Source organism: Streptomyces bottropensis ATCC 25435 (assembly GCF_000383595.1).
Taxonomy (GTDB): Bacteria; Actinomycetota; Actinomycetes; order Streptomycetales; family Streptomycetaceae; genus Streptomyces; species Streptomyces bottropensis.
The window spans coordinates 14562-33007 of sequence record NZ_KB911581.1 but is presented as its reverse complement, the minus strand read 5'-3'; the positions used below and the strand labels follow the sequence as shown (position 1 = coordinate 33007).

Annotated in this window: 16 protein-coding genes and 1 tRNA gene; 7 read left to right on the top strand and 10 right to left on the bottom strand. The window is 68.4% G+C overall.

Annotation, left to right across the window (positions count from 1 at the left end; genetic code table 11):
• Positions 1-23 precede the first annotated feature (23 nt).
• The 3 genes from STRBO_RS0100140 (at position 24) to pknB (ending at position 5091) form a co-directional block, all read left to right on the top strand.
• The gene (locus tag STRBO_RS0100140) at positions 24-1466 is read left to right on the top strand and encodes an FtsW/RodA/SpoVE family cell cycle protein (protein WP_005483032.1); all 1443 of its coding nucleotides are present in this window, start codon (positions 24-26) and stop codon (positions 1464-1466) included.
• Entirely contained in the window at positions 1463-2929 is a 1467-nt protein-coding gene (locus STRBO_RS0100135) for a penicillin-binding transpeptidase domain-containing protein (RefSeq protein WP_005483017.1), read from the top strand. The genes STRBO_RS0100140 and STRBO_RS0100135 overlap by 4 nt, the downstream gene beginning before the upstream one ends.
• 170 nt (positions 2930-3099) lie before the next feature.
• Positions 3100-5091: a Stk1 family PASTA domain-containing Ser/Thr kinase gene (pknB, locus tag STRBO_RS0100130; protein ID WP_005483008.1), complete on the top strand. Its 1992-nt coding sequence runs from the start codon at positions 3100-3102 to the stop codon at positions 5089-5091.
• A gap of 145 nt (positions 5092-5236) precedes the next feature.
• Here the strand turns inward: pknB and STRBO_RS0100125 are convergent, their stop codons facing one another.
• From STRBO_RS0100125 to STRBO_RS0100100, 6 genes are read right to left on the bottom strand one after another with little or no spacing between them, the layout of a single operon-like run.
• Positions 5237-5974, bottom strand: coding sequence for a class E sortase (locus tag STRBO_RS0100125; RefSeq protein ID WP_028796394.1), 738 nt, complete (start codon positions 5972-5974; stop codon positions 5237-5239).
• A gap of 28 nt (positions 5975-6002) precedes the next feature.
• Entirely contained in the window at positions 6003-7271 is a 1269-nt protein-coding gene (locus tag STRBO_RS0100120; protein ID WP_005483006.1) for a class E sortase, read from the bottom strand.
• Positions 7268-7918: an aminodeoxychorismate/anthranilate synthase component II gene (locus STRBO_RS0100115; protein ID WP_005483005.1), complete on the bottom strand. Its 651-nt coding sequence runs from the start codon at positions 7916-7918 to the stop codon at positions 7268-7270. The genes STRBO_RS0100120 and STRBO_RS0100115 overlap by 4 nt, the downstream gene beginning before the upstream one ends.
• Positions 7915-8076: a hypothetical protein gene (locus tag STRBO_RS42555; RefSeq protein WP_020113582.1), complete on the bottom strand. Its 162-nt coding sequence runs from the start codon at positions 8074-8076 to the stop codon at positions 7915-7917. The genes STRBO_RS0100115 and STRBO_RS42555 overlap by 4 nt, the downstream gene beginning before the upstream one ends.
• Before the next feature lie 53 nt (positions 8077-8129).
• Complete coding sequence (locus tag STRBO_RS0100105; protein ID WP_028796393.1) at positions 8130-8816, bottom strand: class E sortase; 687 nt, start codon at positions 8814-8816, stop codon at positions 8130-8132.
• 23 nt (positions 8817-8839) lie between these two features.
• Positions 8840-9685 (bottom strand): DUF881 domain-containing protein, encoded by an 846-nt coding sequence (locus STRBO_RS0100100; RefSeq protein ID WP_005483002.1) that lies wholly within the window; start codon positions 9683-9685, stop codon positions 8840-8842.
• A 142-nt stretch (positions 9686-9827) separates the two neighbouring features.
• Between STRBO_RS0100100 and crgA the strand changes: the two genes are divergently transcribed.
• Positions 9828-10082: a cell division protein CrgA gene (gene crgA / locus STRBO_RS0100095; RefSeq protein ID WP_005482996.1), complete on the top strand. Its 255-nt coding sequence runs from the start codon at positions 9828-9830 to the stop codon at positions 10080-10082.
• Between the two features lie 303 nt (positions 10083-10385).
• On the opposite strand, the gene STRBO_RS0100090 is transcribed toward crgA, so the two are convergent.
• Positions 10386-11279, bottom strand: a complete 894-nt coding sequence (locus STRBO_RS0100090) for a rhomboid family intramembrane serine protease (protein WP_005482994.1) — start codon at positions 11277-11279, stop codon at positions 10386-10388.
• Positions 11280-11436: 157 nt separating this feature from the next.
• Positions 11437-11970, bottom strand: a complete 534-nt coding sequence (locus tag STRBO_RS0100085) for a peptidylprolyl isomerase (RefSeq protein ID WP_005482992.1) — start codon at positions 11968-11970, stop codon at positions 11437-11439.
• Between the two features lie 373 nt (positions 11971-12343).
• On the opposite strand from STRBO_RS0100085, the gene STRBO_RS0100080 reads away from it, so the two are divergent.
• Positions 12344-13045, top strand: a complete 702-nt coding sequence (locus STRBO_RS0100080; protein ID WP_020113581.1) for a DUF5324 family protein — start codon at positions 12344-12346, stop codon at positions 13043-13045.
• Positions 13046-13519: 474 nt separating this feature from the next.
• Here the strand turns inward: STRBO_RS0100080 and STRBO_RS0100075 are convergent.
• Positions 13520-13592 (bottom strand) — tRNA-Ala (locus STRBO_RS0100075).
• Positions 13593-13774: 182 nt separating this feature from the next.
• Here STRBO_RS0100075 and STRBO_RS0100070 point away from each other — a divergent pair.
• Entirely contained in the window at positions 13775-14323 is a 549-nt protein-coding gene (locus STRBO_RS0100070) for a helix-turn-helix domain-containing protein (RefSeq protein WP_005482990.1), read from the top strand.
• Between the two features lie 278 nt (positions 14324-14601).
• Positions 14602-16581 (top strand): serine/threonine-protein kinase, encoded by a 1980-nt coding sequence (locus STRBO_RS0100065; RefSeq protein WP_005482989.1) that lies wholly within the window; start codon positions 14602-14604, stop codon positions 16579-16581.
• 83 nt (positions 16582-16664) lie between these two features.
• Here STRBO_RS0100065 and STRBO_RS0100060 read toward each other — a convergent pair whose 3' ends face one another.
• A complete protein-coding gene (locus tag STRBO_RS0100060) occupies positions 16665-18188 on the bottom strand; it encodes a hypothetical protein (protein ID WP_158698340.1) in 1524 nt (507 codons plus the stop codon).
• Positions 18189-18446 lie beyond the last annotated feature (258 nt).

The window sequence follows — 18446 nt, the reverse complement described above, 5'->3', positions numbered from 1 at the left end:
GCCGCGAGGGGCCCAGTCATACGATGAGCAGTACTACCAACCCGTCGACGCAGCACACGTCCACGATCGGCGCGATCGGCACCCCGAGCCGACGCAACACCGAGCTGGCACTGCTGGCATTCGCGGTCGTCATCCCGGTGTTCGCCTACGTCAACGTGGGTCTCGCCCTGAACGACGAGATCCCGGCAGGGCTGGCCGCCTATGGCATCGGTCTCGGCGTGATGGCCGGCATCGGCCATCTCGTCGTACGCAAGTTCGCCGCGTATGCGGACCCGCTGCTGCTGCCGCTGGTCACTCTGCTGAACGGGCTGGGGTTGGTGGTGATCTGGCGCCTGGACCAGTCGGCGCGGCTGCAACTGCGGAGCGAGTACTTCGAGGCCTCGCCCCGGCAACTGCTGAACTCCGCGATCGGCGTCGCGCTATTCATCGCCGTGCTGATCCTCCTCAAGGACCACCGCGTCCTGCAGCGCTACACATACATCTCCATGGCGGCGTCCCTGGTGCTGCTGGTGCTGCCTCTCGTACCTGGTCTCGGGGCCGAAACGTTCGGTGCCAAGATTTGGATTTCGATTCCCGGCCTCGGCACCATCCAGCCCGGAGAGTTCGCGAAGATCATCCTCGCGGTCTTCTTCGCCGGCTATCTCATGGTGAAACGTGACGCGCTCGCCCTCGCCAGCCGCCGCTTCATGGGCCTCTACCTCCCCCGCGGACGCGACCTCGGCCCGATCATCGTCGTGTGGGTCATCTCCATCCTGATCCTGGTCTTCGAGACCGACCTCGGTACGTCGCTGCTGTTCTTCGGCATGTTCGTGATCATGCTGTACGTCGCCACCGAGCGCACTAGCTGGATCGTCTTCGGTCTGCTGATGTCCGCGGTCGGTGCGGTCGGCGTGGCCTCGTTCGAGTCGCATGTCCAGCAGCGCGTCCAAGCCTGGCTCGACCCGATGCGCGAATACACCCTGAGTCAATCCGGCGCCGCGGGAATCCACTCCGAGCAGGCCATGCAGGCCCTGTGGGCCTTCGGCTCCGGCGGCACCCTCGGTACCGGCCTCGGCCAGGGCAACTCCGACCTCATCGGCTTCGCCGCCAACTCCGACTTCATCCTCGCCACCTTCGGCGAGGAACTGGGCCTGGCCGGCGTCATGGCGATTTTGCTGCTCTATGGGCTGATCATCGAACGCGGCATCCGTACCGCCCTCGCCGCCCGTGACCCCTTTGGCAAGCTGCTCTCCATCGGCCTGTCCGGTGCCTTCGGCCTTCAGGTGTTCGTCGTCGCCGGCGGCGTCATGGGTCTGATTCCGCTGACCGGTATGACCCTGCCCTTCCTGGCGTACGGCGGTTCTTCCGTCATCGCCAACTGGGCACTGATCGGCATCCTGCTGCGCGTAAGCGACACGGCGCGCCGCCCGGCGCCGTCCCCCGCTCCGTCCCCCGACGCCGAGATGACCCAGGTGGTCCGACCGTGAACAAGCCCCTGCGCCGGATCGCGATCTTCTGCGGGCTTCTCGTCCTGGCCCTGCTCATCCGCGACAACTGGATTCAGTACGTCCAGGCCGACTCCCTGAAGACGGACACCAAGAACCGTCGGGTGGCCATCGAGCGCTATGCCACCCCACGCGGCGACATCATCGTCGACGGCAAGGCCATCACCGGGTCGGTCGCCACCAAGGGGACGGACTACAAGTACAAGCGCACCTGGAAGAACGGCGAGATGTGGGCGCCTGTCACCGGCTACTCCTCACAGATTGTCGGCGCGAACCAGCTTGAGAGCCTCGAGGACGGCATCCTCACCGGCAACGACGACCGCCTCTTCTTCCGGAACACGCTGGACATGATCACCGGCAAGAAGAAGGAGGGCGGCAGCGTCGTCACCACTCTGAATGCCGCCGCGCAGAAGGCCGCTTTCAACGGCCTCGGCGACAAGAAGGGTGCCGTCGTCGCGCTCGACCCCAAGACCGGCGCGATCCTCGCCCTGGCCTCCACGCCGTCGTACGACCCGTCGAGTTTCGCCGGCATCAGCAACAAGGATGGTGAGACCTTCTCGAAGTTGGAGAAGGACCCCGACAAGCCGATGCTGAACCGCGCGCTGCGCGAGACCTACCCGCCGGGCTCCACCTTCAAGGTCGTCACGGCCGCCGCGGCGCTGGAGAACAGCATCGTCTCGGGCATCGACGACAAGACGAAGACCCCCGACCCGTACCAGCTGCCCGGCACGAAGACCGACCTCACCAACGAGCACGGCGTGTGCAAGAACGCCACCCTGCGCTACGCGCTGATGGTCTCCTGCAACACCGTCTTCGCGAAGATGTCGGACAACGTCGGCAACGAGAAAATGATCGAGCAGGCCGAGAAGTTCGGCTTCAACGAAGCCGAGCTGGACGTCCCGGTCCGCGCCGCCGAGAGCGTCTACCCCGAGGACAACGCTCCGCAGAACGCCATGGACGGCATCGGTCAGGCCTCCAACCGCACCACCCCGCTGCAGATGGCCATGGTCGCCTCCGCCGTCGCCAACGACGGCGAGCTGATGAAGCCGTACATGGTCGACCAGCTGCGCGCCTCCAACCTCGACATCATCGAGACGCACGAGCCCGAGACCCTGTCCCAGGCCGTCTCCTCGGAGACAGCCCAAAAGCTCCAGGACATGATGGAGACCGTCGTCAACGACCCCCAGGGCACGGGCGGCAGGGCGAAGATCGGCGGCGTCACCGTCGGCGGCAAGACCGGTACCGCGCAGCACGGCGTGAACAACAAGGAGAAGCCGTACGCCTGGTTCATCTCGTACGCCAAGCTCAGCGACGGCAGCTCGCCGGTCGCCGTCGCCGTGGTCGTCGAGGACGGTGCGGCCGATCGCGGTGACATCTCCGGTGGCGGTCTCGCCGCCCCGATCGCGAAGAGCGTGATGCAGGCCGTGATCAACAGCAAGAAGTGACCCCGCTCACGTCGCCTTCACATCGGTGCACGTTGCGATACCGGTCCTGTATCGGGTGACGCGGTTGGCCAGGTCACAGAAGGCGAGCCGGGTACCGTATGCCCGGAGCACAGCCGCCGGACCACACATCGGTGCGGTCGGGATCCGACGGAGAGGGCTGGTAGGAAGCTATGGAAGAGCCGCGTCGCCTCGGCGGCCGGTACGAGCTGGGCCAGGTGCTCGGCCGTGGTGGCATGGCGGAGGTCTACCTCGCGATGGACACCCGCCTCGGCCGCACCGTGGCGGTGAAGACGCTGCGAGCGGACCTCGCGCGCGACCCCACCTTCCAGGCCAGGTTCCGCCGGGAGGCCCAGTCGGCCGCCTCACTCAACCACCCCGCGATCGTGGCGGTCTACGACACGGGCGAGGACTACATCGACGGGGTCTCGATCCCGTACATCGTCATGGAGTACGTCGAGGGTTCCACCCTCCGTGAGCTTCTCCACAGCGGCCGCAAGCTGCTGCCGGAGCGGGCCATGGAGATGACCATCGGCATCCTCCAAGGCCTGGAGTACGCCCACCGCAACCAGATCGTCCACCGCGACATCAAGCCGGCCAACGTCATGCTGACGCGCAACGGCCAGGTCAAGGTCATGGACTTCGGCATCGCCCGCGCCATGGGCGATTCCGGCATGACGATGACGCAGACGTCCGCGGTCATCGGCACCGCCCAGTACCTCTCCCCGGAGCAGGCCAAGGGCGAGCAGGTGGACGCCCGGTCCGACCTGTACTCGACGGGCTGCCTGCTCTACGAGCTGCTGACGGTCCGCCCGCCGTTCATCGGTGACTCCCCCGTGGCGGTCGCCTACCAGCACGTGCGCGAGGAGCCCCAGCCGCCGAGCGTCTTCGACCCGGAGATCACGCCGGAGATGGACGCCATCGTCCTGCGTGCCCTGGTCAAGGACCCGGACTACCGCTACCAGTCCGCCGACGAGATGCGCGCCGACATCGAGGCCTGCCTCGACGGCCAGCCCGTCGCGGCCACGGCGGCGATGGGCTCGGTCGGCTACGGCGGCTACCCCGACGACCAGCCGACCACCGCCCTGCGCACCGACGCCGGGGCCACGACCATGCTGCCCCCGGTCGGCCCGGACGACGGCTACGGCGGGTACGACGACCGCCAGGGCCGCCGCCGCCAGCAGAAGAAGAACAACACCTCGACGATCCTCCTGGTCGTCGCCGGCGTGCTGGTGCTGATCGGCGCGGTTCTCATCGGCCGGTGGATGTTCGCCGGCAACGACGCGGGCAACGACACCCTCAAGGCGCCGAACTTCATCGGTCAGACCGAGGCGGAAGCCAAGGAGTCGGCCGCGAACGTCGACCTCAACGTGACCACCACCAAGCGCGCGTGCGAAACCGAGAAGACCGGAAACGTCTGCGACCAGACGCCGAAGGCCGACGTCGAGGTCAAGAAGGGCGACACCATCGCCCTCGTGATCTCGACCGGCGCTCCGAAGGTCTCGGTCCCCGACGTCCAGGGCCTTCAGTACGACGAGGCCGAGACCCAGCTTGAGGACAAGGGCTTCGAGGTCGAGAAGAAGACCAAGGAGTCCGACCGCACGGCAGGCATCGTGATCGGCCAGGACCCTGAGGGCGGCAAGATCGAGAAGGGCTCCACGGTCACGCTGACGGTCGCCAAGGCTCCGGACAAGGAGACCGTCCCGGATGTGGCCCGCCAGAGCTGTGACGCCGCCAAGAACCAGATGGCGGCCAACAACCTGGTCGGTACCTGCACCGAGGTCGAGACCGAGGACCAGAGCCTCGTCGGGAAGGTCGTCGCGACCAACCCCGAGGCGGGTTCCGAGCTGAACAAGGGCGACACGGTCACCATCCAGATCGGCAAGGCGGCCGAGGAGGAGGAGCCGAAGGCCAAGGTCCCGAACGTCGTGGGACGGACCGTGGGCCAGGCCAAGCAGATCCTGCAGGCGGCCGGCTTCACCAACATCCAGTTCGCCAACGGCAGTGACCAGAGCGACACCGCCCTCGTCACCGACCAGGACCCGGACGGCGGCAACGACGCCGACCCGGCCCAGACGACGATCACCCTCGCCTCGGTCGGCTTCGGTGGAAACAACGGAAACAACAACAATGGCGGGGGCGACGGCGGCGGCTTCTTCGGCTAGCCCCCTCGGTTCCGCAAACGAAGAGTCCCGGTCCCCTCTGTGGGGGCCGGGACTCTTCGTTGTCAGCGATGTTTCACGTGAAACCGGACGTTTCACGTGAAACATCGCGATGGGGTATCAGGCGGACGGTCAGCGGGACAGCTACCTACCGCAGTTCCTTCGGCAGGGTGCGTTCCGCGTTGACCCGCTCCACGCGCTCCAGCTCGCCCCACACGATGAACCGGTACCGGGACGTGTAGACGGGCGTGCAGGTGGTGAGGGTGATGTACTTGCCGGCCTTCTTCCTGCCGGACTCCTTGGGGATGTTCGACAGGACCTTGACGTTGTACTTCGAGGTCTCGGTGAGGGTGTCGTAGACCTTGTAGACGTACCAGTTGTCGCGGGTCTCGAAGACGATCGCGTCGCCCTTGCCGAGCTTGTCGATGTTGTGGAACTTCGCGCCGTGGCCGTCCCGGTGGGCGGCCAGGGTGAAGTTGCCGTCCTTCTCGGAGCTGGGGAGGGTCGCCTTGACGGGGTCGGTGTAGTACCCGGCGACACCACCGTTGAGGATCTTGGCGGAGGTGCCCTTCTTCACCAGGACCTCGCCGTTGTCCATGGCGGGGACGTGCAGGAAGCCGATGCCGTCCTTGGTGTCCAGGGCGCCCGGGACGTTCTCCGCGGCCCAGTTGTCGCGGACCTTGTTCGCTTCTTTGTCCGCCTCGCGATCGGCGAGGACGTTCGTCCACCACAGCGAGTAGACGACGAACAGTCCGAGCACCAGGCCCGCTGTGATGAGGAGTTCACCAAAGACACTGACCGCCGTGGCGAGCCGGCTCATACGGCGGCGGGGCGCGGCCTCGGGCGCGCTCGTCTTGTCTTCGGTCTCGTCGGTGGTCACTGCCACAGTTATTCTTCCGCCCTCGGTCGAGCCCCTACTGGACGAGCGCGTCGGGCTTCCCCTCGCTGCGCGGCCGTTCCTCCACCATCTTGCCCCACACGATCATGCGGTACTTGCTCGTGAACTCCGGCGTGCAGGTGGTCAGGGTGATGTAGCGGCCCGGCTCGGTGAAACCCGATCCCGGGGGCACGGCATTGAGCACACTGACGTTCGACGGCGGTGTCACCGGCAGGATCGAGGCCATGTCGTAGACGTAGTACGTGTTCTGCGTCTCCACGACGATGGGGTCGCCCGGCTTCAGCCGGTTGATGTAGCGGAACGGTTCACCATGGGTGTTGCGGTGGCCGGCGACGCCGAAGTTGCCCGTCTTGGCCTCGGGCATGGCTGTCTTGATGCTGTTCGCGTCGTAGTGGCCGACCATCCCGCGGTCCAGCACCTTCGACTTGCTGATGCCCTCGGCGATCGGCACGACGACGTCCAGCTTCGGGATGTGCAGGATGGCGAAGCCCTGCCCCGGCTCGAAGGCTCCCGGCGCACGCTTCCCGCTCTTCCACTCCTCCTGGAGGCTCGTCGCCTCCCTGCCCGCCTGCTGGTGGGCCCGGATGTTCGACCACCACAGCTGGTACGTGACGAACAGCAGCATCACCACACCCGTGGTGATGAACACCTCGCCGATGGCACGGCTCGCGATCACGCCAACGCTGGGCTTCTGCGCCCGCGCCGCCCGCCGCGCCTCGATCCTGGAGAGGGGCGCCGACGCCTGCGGGGCCGCACCTAAGGGCTGGTCGGGCCCCTGAGCGGCCCTGGAAGCCCCGTGGGCGCCCGGGGAGCCTCCGTGCCTCCCGTGCCGTCTGGCGGCCTTACGGCGGGCCGCACGGCCGGCCGTGACGGCAGAGGAGGGTATGGACTCGGCCGTCGCCGCTATCCGCCGTGCCTCCTCCACCCGGAGCGCCACGGTCTCCTCGTCGATCGGAGGGTGCTCCTGGGCGGTGTCCGCCGGGAGTTCCCCCTGGACGCTGGTCGGCGCATAGGCGTCGTAGCTGCCGTCGTACGGAGCCTGCGGACGCTGCTCGTAGGTCCCGTACGGCTCGAATGAGGGCTCCGTGTACGGCTGCTGCCCGTACCAGTCGCCCTGGTCCTGGACGTAGGGAGAAGCCTGCTGGGCGGCCCACTGCTGGGGTTCGGCCGTGTCACGGTAGGACGACCCGGGATCGAAGGCCTCCGCCTCGAACGACTCGGCGCCCCCGTACGCGGCCTCGCCGCCGTAGGGGGCACTCTCGCGCTCGGGGCGCAGTGCTGTCACGCCGTGGCCCTGCCCACCACGGGGGCGAGCCCCGTCGACCGCGCCACGGCCCCTTGGTCGCCGCATTCCGCCAGCCAGTTGGCGAGCATGCGGTGGCCGTGCTCGGTGAGCACCGACTCGGGGTGGAACTGCACGCCCTCGACGGACAGTTCGCGGTGCCTGAGGCCCATGATGATCCCGTCGTGGGTACGCGCGGTGACCTGCAGTTCGGCCGGTACGGTCGTCGGCTCGGCGGCCAGGGAGTGGTAGCGGGTCGCCGTGAAGGGGGTGGGCAGGCCCGCGAAGACACCCGTGCCCTCGTGCTCCACCAGCGAGGTCTTGCCGTGCAGCAGTTCGGGAGCGCGGTTCACGACACCGCCGTACGCCACCTGCATGGACTGCATGCCGAGGCAGACGCCGAAGACGGGCACTCCGGTCGCGGCGCAGTGGCGGACCATGTCGACGCAGACGCCGGCCTCCTCGGGGGTGCCGGGGCCGGGGGACAGGAGCACACCGTCGAAGCCGTCCTGGGCGTGGGCGGTCGCCACCTCGTCGTTGCGCAGCACCTCGCACTCGGCGCCCAGCTGGTACAGGTACTGGACCAGGTTGAAGACGAAGCTGTCGTAGTTGTCGACGACGAGGACCCGGGCGGGTCGGGCGGCACTCACTGGTCGTTCACCGTCACATCGTTGAAGGGGAGCAGGGGCTCCGCCCAGGGAAAGACGTACTGGAAGAGGACATAGACGACGGCCAGGGTCAGCACGAGGGAGATCAGCGCCTTCAGCCACGCGTTACCCGGCAGATGCCGCCAGATCCAGCCGTACATGCCGTCCCTTCCTTCACACCACGGCACCGGTCTCACGCCGTACCGCCACCAGACTAACGGCGTAGTGCCTCCGGTTTCCCTGACTCCACAGGCTGTGTGGAATCCAGATGGCCCCAGACGACGAGCCGGTGGCTGTGTCCCCACTCCGGGTCGCACGTCGTGAGCGTCAGATAGCGCCCCGCGCGCGTGTACCCGGATTGTGTCGGCACGGGGTCGATGACCTGGACATCCGTGGGCAATGTCCGAAAGGGACCCTTGTCGATGACGTACGTGAACCAGTCCGTGCCGTCGGACAGAACGACCGCGTCACCGGGGCGCAGCTTGGGAAAATCTTTGAAGGGATCTCCGTAGGTGCGGCGGTGGCCGGCGACCGCGAAGTTCCCCTTCTGCCCCAGCTGCGTGGTGTTCGCGTAGTGCCCGAGCCCTTTTTTGAGAGTGTCCGTCTTCGTGCCCTCCAGGACGGGCTTGTTCCACGTGGAACCGAGGCGGGGGATGTACATGAGCGCGAAGGGCTTGGCGTCCGTGTACGGGGCGGGCCGCTCCGGAGCCGCCGAGGCGCCCGGGCCGGACGTCGGCCTCACCGGCTGCTTCGCCCACTGATCCTGGAGCAGGTCGACCTGACGGTCCATCTCGGTGTCGGCCTTCACACCCGTCCAGAACAGCACGTAGACGACGAACAGCACGATCAGGGTGCCGACGGTGATGCAGAGTTCGCTGACGGTCCTCACGATCACGCGCACCGACACGGGTCCCCCGGCTGCCGTCACTCCACGGGCTTGGCGTACTTCAGATCCACTGTGCCCGAGTACCCGGGCAGAGTCACCGGCCCGTCCTCGGTGACCTTCCAGCCCAGCCCGTAGACGTTGACGTACACCATGTAGTTCTGGATCGCCTCGCTGGCGGCGAGCGCCTTCTGCAGCTTCTCCGGGTCACCGACCGCCTGGATCTTGTACGGGGGCGAATAGACGCGGCCCTGGAGGATCAGGGTGTTGCCGACGCAGCGGACCGCGCTGGTGGAGATCAGCCGCTGGTCCATGACCTTGATGCCCTCGGCGCCACCCAGCCACAGGGCGTTCACCACGGCCTGCAGGTCCTGCTGGTGGATGACCAGATAGTCGGGCTGCGGCTCGGGGTAGCCGGGAAGCTTGGCGGTGGCGTCCGGCGGGGCGTCGTTCAGGGTGACGGTGACGGCCTCACCCCTGAGCTTCTGGGTGCCGGCGTTCTTCTCCAGGGCCTTGAGCTTGGCGTCCTCGGCCTCGGTACTGCCGTCGTCGCGCTCGGCGAGCGCCTCGACGTCGTCCCGGAGGACCGCGTTGGACTCGTCGAGCTGCCCGTTCTTGTGACTGCGCTCCTGGATCAGGTCGGAGAGCTTCAGCAGCGAGGCGTCCGTGCGGATGTCGGTGCCCTTGGCGGTGTCGAAGCTGGTGAAGAAGATCAGCCCGGCCAGGGCGAAGACGCCGACGGTGAGCACGCGCACGGGGCGGAAGCCTCGGGAGGAGGGGGCGTCGTCCCGGTCGGCGGGATCGGGGCCCGGGCCGGGCGAGCCGCCGGACCCGGCCTCGGGGGAGGTGCCGGACCCGGCCTCGGGGGAGTCGGCTGAATTGCTCAACGTACCCTTATCTCCTTAGGCGCCACGGAAGCACTACGCTAACGGACGCCCGGGGGAGCATTCCGTGTCCCCTTGTACGCTGCCCCGGAGCCCGCCACAGTTCCCTGCGCGGCCACGCAGCGCATCGACAGGAGAGACCCTCGTGCCGAAGTCACGTATCCGCAAGAAGGCCGACTACACGCCGCCACCGTCCAAGCAGGCCACGAGCATCAAGCTGAACAGCCGAGGCTGGGTGGCTCCGGTGATGCTGGCCATGTTCCTCATCGGGCTGGCCTGGATCGTGGTTTTCTATGTGACCGACGGCTCGTTGCCAATCGACGCGTTCGGCAACTGGAACATCGTGGTCGGCTTCGGCTTCATCGCCGCGGGATTCGGCGTCTCGACCCAGTGGAAGTAGCGGTCTCCGCCCGGCGGAAGTAGCTCTCCCCAGAGCTATCCACCGAGTTATCCACAGGTGTTTTCCACAGTGGGGAAAAAGAACGACGATCTGTGGATAACTCACCGGGCGTTGACGCCGGTATGACTGACCTACCGGCTTCCGTAAACATGTTCGCCCCTTGCCTGACCTGCGAGAACGCAGGTGAGCGGCAGGGGGCGCACCCGCGCCCGCACCCTATGCACAAGATCCGCCACGTTCTGTGGACAACAGTGCTGTCACGGTGCCCGAGGAGCGGTGGAACGGTGACGTTCCGACATCACCTCAGGTCAGCTGTGCCGTCCGGATCACCGTCATGATCACCACGGCGGCGAGCACCAGGGCGCACGCGCCGTACTGGATCAGTGCCCTCCGCTCACGCGGTGCGTGCACCATCGCGTAGCCGATCAGCACACCGCCGACGAGGCCGCCGACGTGGGCTTCCCAGGCGATGTTGAACATCGGGCTGAAGGTGAAGATCAGGTTGATCACCAGCAGGATGATCAACGGACGCATGTCGTACCTGAGACGTCGCATGAGAACGCCGGTCGCACCGAAGAGGCCGAAGATGGCACCGGACGCACCGAGCGACGGTTGGTTCGGCGCTGCGAGCAGGTAGGTGAGCGCGCTGCCGGCGAGGCCGGAGACGAAGTAGAGCGTCAGATAGCGGGCCCGGCCGAGAGCCGCCTCCAGAGGGCCGCCGATCCACCACAGGCTGAGCATGTTGAACAGGATGTGGGTGACGCTGCCGTGCAGGAACATCGACGTCACCAGCCGATACCACTGCCCTTCGGCGACGCCCTGGAGCGAGGAACCGAGCTCCGGGTCCCACGCCCTTCCGATGAGGTCGAACCGGTCTTCGAAGGTGTCGCCCACGGCCTGCTGCACCAGGAAGAGCAGCAGGTTCACGCCGATCAGGATCTTGGTGAGAAGCCGGGGGTCGGCGGCGACGGTGCCGCCCGCGAGGGTGCGCGGGGCGGAGGCGGAGGGCGCGTGGCCGGTGCCGGAGCCGCCGCGGACGCATTCCGGGCACTGGAAGCCCACGGAGGCGCTCACCATGCACTCGGGGCAGATGGGACGCTCACAGCGGGTGCAGCGGATGCCCGTCTCGCGGTCCGGGTGCCGGTAGCAGGTGGGCAGGCTCTGCGCGTCCTGCGGACTGCTCGGCACCTGGTCCATCGGGATCCCCTCCCTTGCGCGTGTGTGGAGCGCGTCGCCCCGCCCATCCCTACGGATGAGCGGGGCGATTGGTTCCCTTCGGGGACCTGCGAACCTTTGGGTTCCGGCCTCGCGATGGACCCTGCGCGTTCCTCCGTCGCGGTGAACGCCGACGGAATCAGCCCTGGCGGGTCTCGACGACGACCGACTCGATGACGACGTCGTTGACCGGGCGGTCGGTGCGCGGGTTCGTCTGGGCGCCGGCGATGGCGTCCACGATCTTCTGGCTGGCCGCGTCGACCACTTCACCGAAGATGGTGTGCTTGCGGGTCAGCCATGCCGTCGGGGAGACGGTGATGAAGAACTGCGAGCCGTTGGTGCCCGGGCCGGCGTTGGCCATGGCCAGCAGGTAGGGCTTGTCGAAGGCGAGGTCCGGGTGGAACTCGTCCGCGAACTGGTAGCCGGGCCCACCGGTGCCGTTGCCCAGCGGGTCACCGCCCTGGATCATGAATCCACTGATCACCCGGTGGAAGACCGTGCCGTCGTAGAGCTTGTCCGTGGACTTCTGGCCGGTGGCCGGATTGGTCCACTCACGCTCGCCCTGGGCGAGCTCGACGAAGTTACGGACCGTCTTGGGCGCGTGGTTCGGCAGCAGCCGTACCTCGATGTCGCCATGGTTGGTCTTCAGGGTGGCGTACAGCTGCTCTGCCACGATCTGCCTTCCGTTGTCCTTTGTGACTCCCCTGATCCTCGCACGGACGACGCCGTGCGTCCCCCGACGCCCGCGCTCTCGTACGAGGAGTGACGCGGAAAAGCGGCCGAGTACCCCCGGAGCGGCGCGCTTCGCGGCGATCCGTGGCATTGTCGGCACTGTCGTGGACAAGTTCCCGTTGTCCCGTATTCATCCTCTATTGCACGGACTCTGTTGCACGGACCGGTTCAGAACGGCTCCCGCTCGATGATCAGCCGGAGTCGGCGCCCATGACCCGGATGCCCGCCCGCACATGCCCCGGATCGCTCCGAGAGGCATGATCCCCAAAAGGGTGGAAAGTCGAATTACGTACGCCACCGAGGAGGAGGATCCCGTGACCCGCATCGAGAGCGTGCGCGCCGCGACCGGCTCGGCAAAGGACAGCGTGCTGCACGCCGCGGAAGTGGTGGCGCCCTACGCCGACACAGCCAAGGACAAGGCTTCGCACTACGCGCACGAGGCACGCGTGCTGATCGCGCCGAAGGTGTCGCAGGCCGCGGAGCAGGCACGCGTCCAGTACGGCGCCCTGGTCGTCCCGCGTCTTGAGCAGGCCCGCACGCATGTGCCGCCGAAAGTCGATCAGGCGGCCCATGAAGCCGCCGTCCGCACCCGTAAGGCGGCTCGTCAGGCCGCCGACTACTCCCGTCCCCGCATCGAGCAGGCCGTGGCCGCCGCCGGCCCGGTCCGTGAGGAAGCCACCGCCCGGAGCGTCGCGGCGCTGGCCGCACTACGTGGACAGGTCTCGCCCCAGCAGATCCAGAGGCTGGTCCGCAGGCAGGAGCGCCGCGCACGGCTCGGCCGCGCCGTCAAGGGCCTGGCCGTGATGGGCGTCCTGGCCGGCGGCGCGTTCGCCGCATGGAAGTGGTGGGACAAGCAGGCCAACCCCGACTGGCTGGTCGAGCCGCCCGCCGCCACGGAGGTCTCCGACTCCGGTCGCCTGTCCTCCGTCGACGGCAGCGGTCAGTCCGCCCTCGACCCGGAGGTCCAGGCCAAGCAGGCCGAGGAGGAAGCCGCCGACCGCGACAAGCGCCCCTGAGGACCGGCGGGCGACGTACCGGCGGGCGACGTCATTTTTCACAGGCCACCGGCCGGGCCGCGACGCTTTCCTCGTGGCCCGGCTCTGCCCGGAAGCCCGTTCGGCGGGGCACCATCCAACAGCCCTGGGGGGCAGAAGACTTACAGGTCTTCTGCCCCCCAGGGCTGTTTCACGTGAAACAGCCCTGGCGTCGGCGACCCAGGAAGCCGTCGGCCGGAATGTATTGGTCCGGTTGCAAAGAGTGAGGCGCACATTCCGCCACACCCGCTTGTGACGCAGAGCACCGTTTTCGCATATGCGCACACCAGCACCCGCCGACGCGCGTCGCCCCGTTCCAGCGGCACCTTCCCGCCTCAGCGCACCGATAGCGATCGCGACGACCCCCGCCCGGAACAGCACCGACGAGCCCCTCGCAGAGGGCAACAAAAAGACCGGGCCGGATGTCCTACGACATCCGGCCCGGTCAATCCGCTGTGGAGCCTAGGGGAGTCGAACCCCTGACATCTGCCATGCAAAGACAGCGCTCTACCAACTGAGCTAAGGCCCCGGAGGCGAAGCATCCACCCGGAACAACCGACCACCGGGGGGCTTCGCAGACCAGAGTACCGGGTCACCCCCGGGATCTCGCAAAAAGATTGGGGGTCCCCGTGAACGACCACTCTCCGTAAGATGCTCGTCGTGGTTCGCTACAGCGAACCACGGTATTTGGGGAAGCGATGGGGAGACGCAATGGACGCCGCACAGCAGGAAGCGACCGCAAGAGCCCGGGAGCTGCAGCGGAACTGGTACGGAGAGCCGCTGGGGGCGCTCTTCCGTAGGCTCATCGAGGACCTGGGGCTCAACCAGGCCCGTCTCGCGGGGGTGCTGGGCCTGTCCGCACCGATGCTGTCGCAGCTGATGAGCGGTCAGCGTGCCAAGATCGGCAACCCGGCGGTGGTCCAGCGGGTGCAGTTGCTGCAGGACCTGGCGGGTCAGGTCGCGGACGGCAGTGTGAGTGCCGCCGAGGCGACCGAGCGCATGGACGAGATCAAGAAGTCACAGGGGGGATCGGTGCTCAGCAACACCACGCAGTCGACGACGAGTTCGGGGGCGCCCACGGTCAAGCGGGTCGTCCGCGAGATCCAGTCACTGCTTCGCTCCGTGGCGGCAGCGGGCGACATCATCGAGGCGGCGGACACCCTCGCCCCGACCCACCCGGAACTGGCAGAGTTCCTCCGGGTGTACGGCGCGGGCCGCACCTCGGACGCGGTGGCGCACTACCAGTCCCACCAGAGCTGAGCCCAAGGCCCGGTCCCCGAAAGGGGGTTCGGCGGCCGGGCCGAGGCCGAAAAGGGGACGAGGGTTCTGTAGGGCCCTCTTGAGCCCTGGAGACGTGGACGTAGGCTCCAGGAGAGCCGGTGGACACAGCGGAAGGCGGCAGGGAGACAAAAGGCGCGGAATCAAGCTCCGGAGAGGGCCGGGCACGTGCGAGCCGGCTCTGCGGAGGGCGGCGGAAACGCCGTGTCCTCCGCCGACGGGCAGCCACGGGGGAGCCGAAGGGGGAACGACGCACAGCCATGGGTGAGGTCTTCGCCGGCCGGTACGAACTGGTCGACCCGATCGGACGCGGGGGAGTCGGCGCGGTCTGGCGCACCTGGGACCACCGCCGCCGCCGCTATGTGGCCGCCAAGATCCTGCAACAGCGTGACGCGCACGCCCTGCTGCGCTTCGTCCGCGAGCAGGCCGTCCGGATCGACCACCCCCATGTGCTCGCGCCCGCCAGCTGGGCCGCCGATGACGACCAGGTCCTGTTCACCATGGACCTGGTGGCCGGGGGCTCCCTGGTCAACCTCATCAACGACTACGGTCCCCTTCCGCCCGTCTACGTCTGCGACCTGCTCGATCAGTTGCTGTCCGGCCTCGCCGCCGTGCACGCCGAGGGCATCATCCACCGCGACATCAAGCCCGCCAACGTGCTGCTGGAGGCCACCGGCACGGCCCGGCCCCGCCTGCGCCTGTCCGACTTCGGCATCGCCATGCGCCTGGGCGAACCACGCCTGACCGAGACCAACTACGTGGTGGGAACGCCCGGTTACTTCGCTCCCGAGCAGATGCTCGGAGCCGACCCGGATTTCCCGGCCGACCTCTTCGCGGTGGGCCTCGTCGCGCTGTACCTCCTGGAAGGCGCGAAACCCGACTCCAAGGCCCTCATCGAACACTTCGCCGCCCACGGCACACCGAAGGCCCCACGAGGCGTCCCCGAGCCGCTGTGGCAGGTCATCGCCACGCTGCTCCAGCCCGACCCCGACTCCCGCTTCCGCACCGCCACGGGCGCCCGAAAGGCCCTCGCCGCGGCCACCGAGCTCCTGCCCGAGCCTGGGCCCGACGACGAGGTCGTGGAGGTATTCGACCAACTCGGCCCGCTGCCCGCAGGGTTCGCCCCCGAGGGACCCCTGCAGAGGGCATCGGGTCTGGACAAGACCGGAACAGGTACCGGTACCGGCGGTACGGGGATGGGCGGTGGTACGTCCTCACCGACTCCCGGCCCAGGCGCGGGCGCGGATGGGGATGCTTCTTCCCACCCTCTCGACCGGCAGACCCCTGCGTCTCCTTCCGCGCCTGCCGTCCCGTCGGCACCCGCCTCCCTTCCGTCCGCTGTTGCACCTCCCTATCCGGCTGCACCATCCTCGGCGTCCTCGGCGTCTCCGTCCTGGCCCCCAGGACCGGCCACGCGTGGCGACTCGCCATCCGGCGCCGAAGCGACCCCGCCGCCACCCCACAATCCGCCGGCTTACGCACCGCCGTTCCCGAGCCCGCCGCCCCCGCCCGGCGCAGGCACCGCGCTACCCGCACCGTCCACAGCTTCCGGAGTCCAGCCCCGGCACACGGGACCCGTATCGCCGCCACCCATGCCCACGGCTGCTCCACCCCAGACCGACTCCGCCACTTCTGGACCCGGCACTGGCACCGGCACCGGCACCGGCACCGAGCATCGGTTTCACGATGCCGCCTCCTCGCCCCCCGCCTCTCCGGCGTCTCCGCCGCAGACCGGTCACATATCGCCCGAGGCGCCCCCCGCCCCCGTACCCCCACGGCCCGAACGCGATCCCGTGCCCCCGCGGGCGTCCTCGATGTCGGACACCGGCAGTTTCCATCTGCCGCCGCCCCAGGTACTCACCGCCCACGCACCGCTGCGACAGGCGGAGCAGCATCGCAGCCCCGACCCGGGCTACCCAGAGCACCACCCCGAGCAGCAGGCCACTCCCCCTGCCGCGACCCCCGTACAGGTCGCCCCGGCGCAGAACGTCGAACCCGCGCATGTGCCCTCCCCCCAGTCGCACTCGCCGCTGGGCCTCGCTCAGGCCCCGACCGCGGCGGTGCAGCAGCACGCTTACGCCTCTACTGGTTCATACACCGCTCGGCTGCATCAGGTTCCACGGCGATCGAGGGCGCTTCCACGACGCCGTCCGGGTCCTCCCCTCAAGGTGGTCCTCCCGGTCCTGCTGCTCGCACTGGCCTGCTTCGCCGTGGGTTTCTGGGCCCTGGGCCAGCTCTGATCTGACTCCGCGACGCGGCTGAGCGCCCCGCCACTCCCGGAACAGCCCACGGAACGATCCAGGGAGCCAGCCCACGGAACGCTTCACCGGCCCCGGGACGCACCGTGCCGCCCCCGCGGTGCCGTGCTCGCCTTGGAGCGCTCCGCCTCCGTCCTCACGTCGGCGGACGCCCGCCTGCGCGCCACGAGAGTCCACACCACGAGTCCGAACACCAGCAGGCTCCCCGTACCGATGCCACCCGCCGCGACCACCGTCATGGCGAGACGCCGGCTTTCTCCGGAGGCGCCCGAACCCTCCCGGCCGTCGGACGTCTGCGCGTCCTCCCGGCCACCGCTGACCCCCGCACCGTCCAGGGTCTCCCCCGTGGCCCCGGTCTCCGCGGCCTCCCGGTCCTCCGCGGTGACCTCGAAGATGCCACCAGGCTCGGAGATGCCGAGATATCCCGGCCCGCCCTCGGCCTTGCCCCCCAGCCGCACCCGCAGGGTCAGCCCCAGAGGTTTTTCGCCGTACCGGTCCGCGACCGATGTCCCCAGGTGCAGGGCCAGGTAGTACCAGCCGGCGAACCGCATCCCGCTCACTTCGTCCTCGAGGGAGAAACGGTTCTCGTACGCGACGGGCGGCAGCGGGTCGAGGGCGGTGGACCGTTGTTCGCCCCCGTAGTTGGCGGTTCTTTCGTTCACGAAGCCACGTACGGGGTTGTAGAGGGACAGGACGAACGCGTTGCCCACGTACCCGTCGCCGCCGGTCGTGCTGCCCAGTTCGGCAGTGACGTGGAGCTGCTGGCCCCAGCCGACAGGCACCTTGTAGAAGAGCGTCTCCCCGGCCCTGATGCCGGCCTCGTCCTGCCAGACGCCCTGCCCCACCGGGCTCGCCGTGGCGAAGCCGCTTCCGCCGCTTCGGCTCTCGGGGTCGCCGGACAGGCTTTCGGGTGGTGCGGAGTCGAAGCTGTCGGGAGCACGCGTCGAACCCCCCTTCGTCACAGCGGGCTCCGACACGAAGCCGAGCTCCAGCCCCCATTCCTCCGACGCGCCGGCCGAGGGCGAACCCGACACCGAGCCGGACGCCGAACCGGAAGCCGAGCCCGGACCCGTCCCCGTACCGCTTCCAGAACCCGCGCCGCCGACCCGTTCGACGACGACGTAGTACGTCCCCGCCTCCTGACACATGTACTCGTCGCTGCCGATCTCGCGCGAGGCCCAGGCGGTGACGGGGTGCGCACTGCGGGTCGCACCGAAGCGGGCGGTCTCGTACGAGCAGCGATGGGCGTCCGCGTCCTGCAGAGAGACCCTGATGCCGTCCGCCGAGGCGACCGCCGCTCCGGCGTCGGGTACGACCGTGGCCGAGACGTACGCGTTGGCGGCGGCACCGAGATCGAGGCGGTAGTAGAGCTTCCCGCCTGGCCCGATGGAGCTGCGGTATGCCCCGCCGGCCGCCAGCCGCACGGCGCCCGTGCTGCTCGTGGCTCCCTCGACCGTCCTCGCGCCGTCGGCGTAGCCGTACGGAGCGGGCGGGTCAGCGGCAGTCGCGGGTCCGGCCGACATGGTCGCCACGCACAGGGCCGCTCCCACGGCTGCCGCGGTTCGCCACCAGCCCGTGCGCCGCCTCATCACGCGCCACCCCTCGTCGTAGCCGAAGTCGCGGCTCCGAAGTCGAAGGCCGCAGGAAAGGCCGGAAGAACCGCCCGGAAGAAAGCCTGGAGTGAATGCGCCCATCCTGCCGGGCCGTACCCGTCGGTGCCCTCGTTCCTGGGAAGGAGCGGCTGAAAACAGCCTCTGCTCGACTCCCTGCTTCGCCTGGGCAATCACATCGTTCGCCTACGCGAATCCGTCCACGACGAAATGCTCATGAATGTCCGCGAGGAGAGG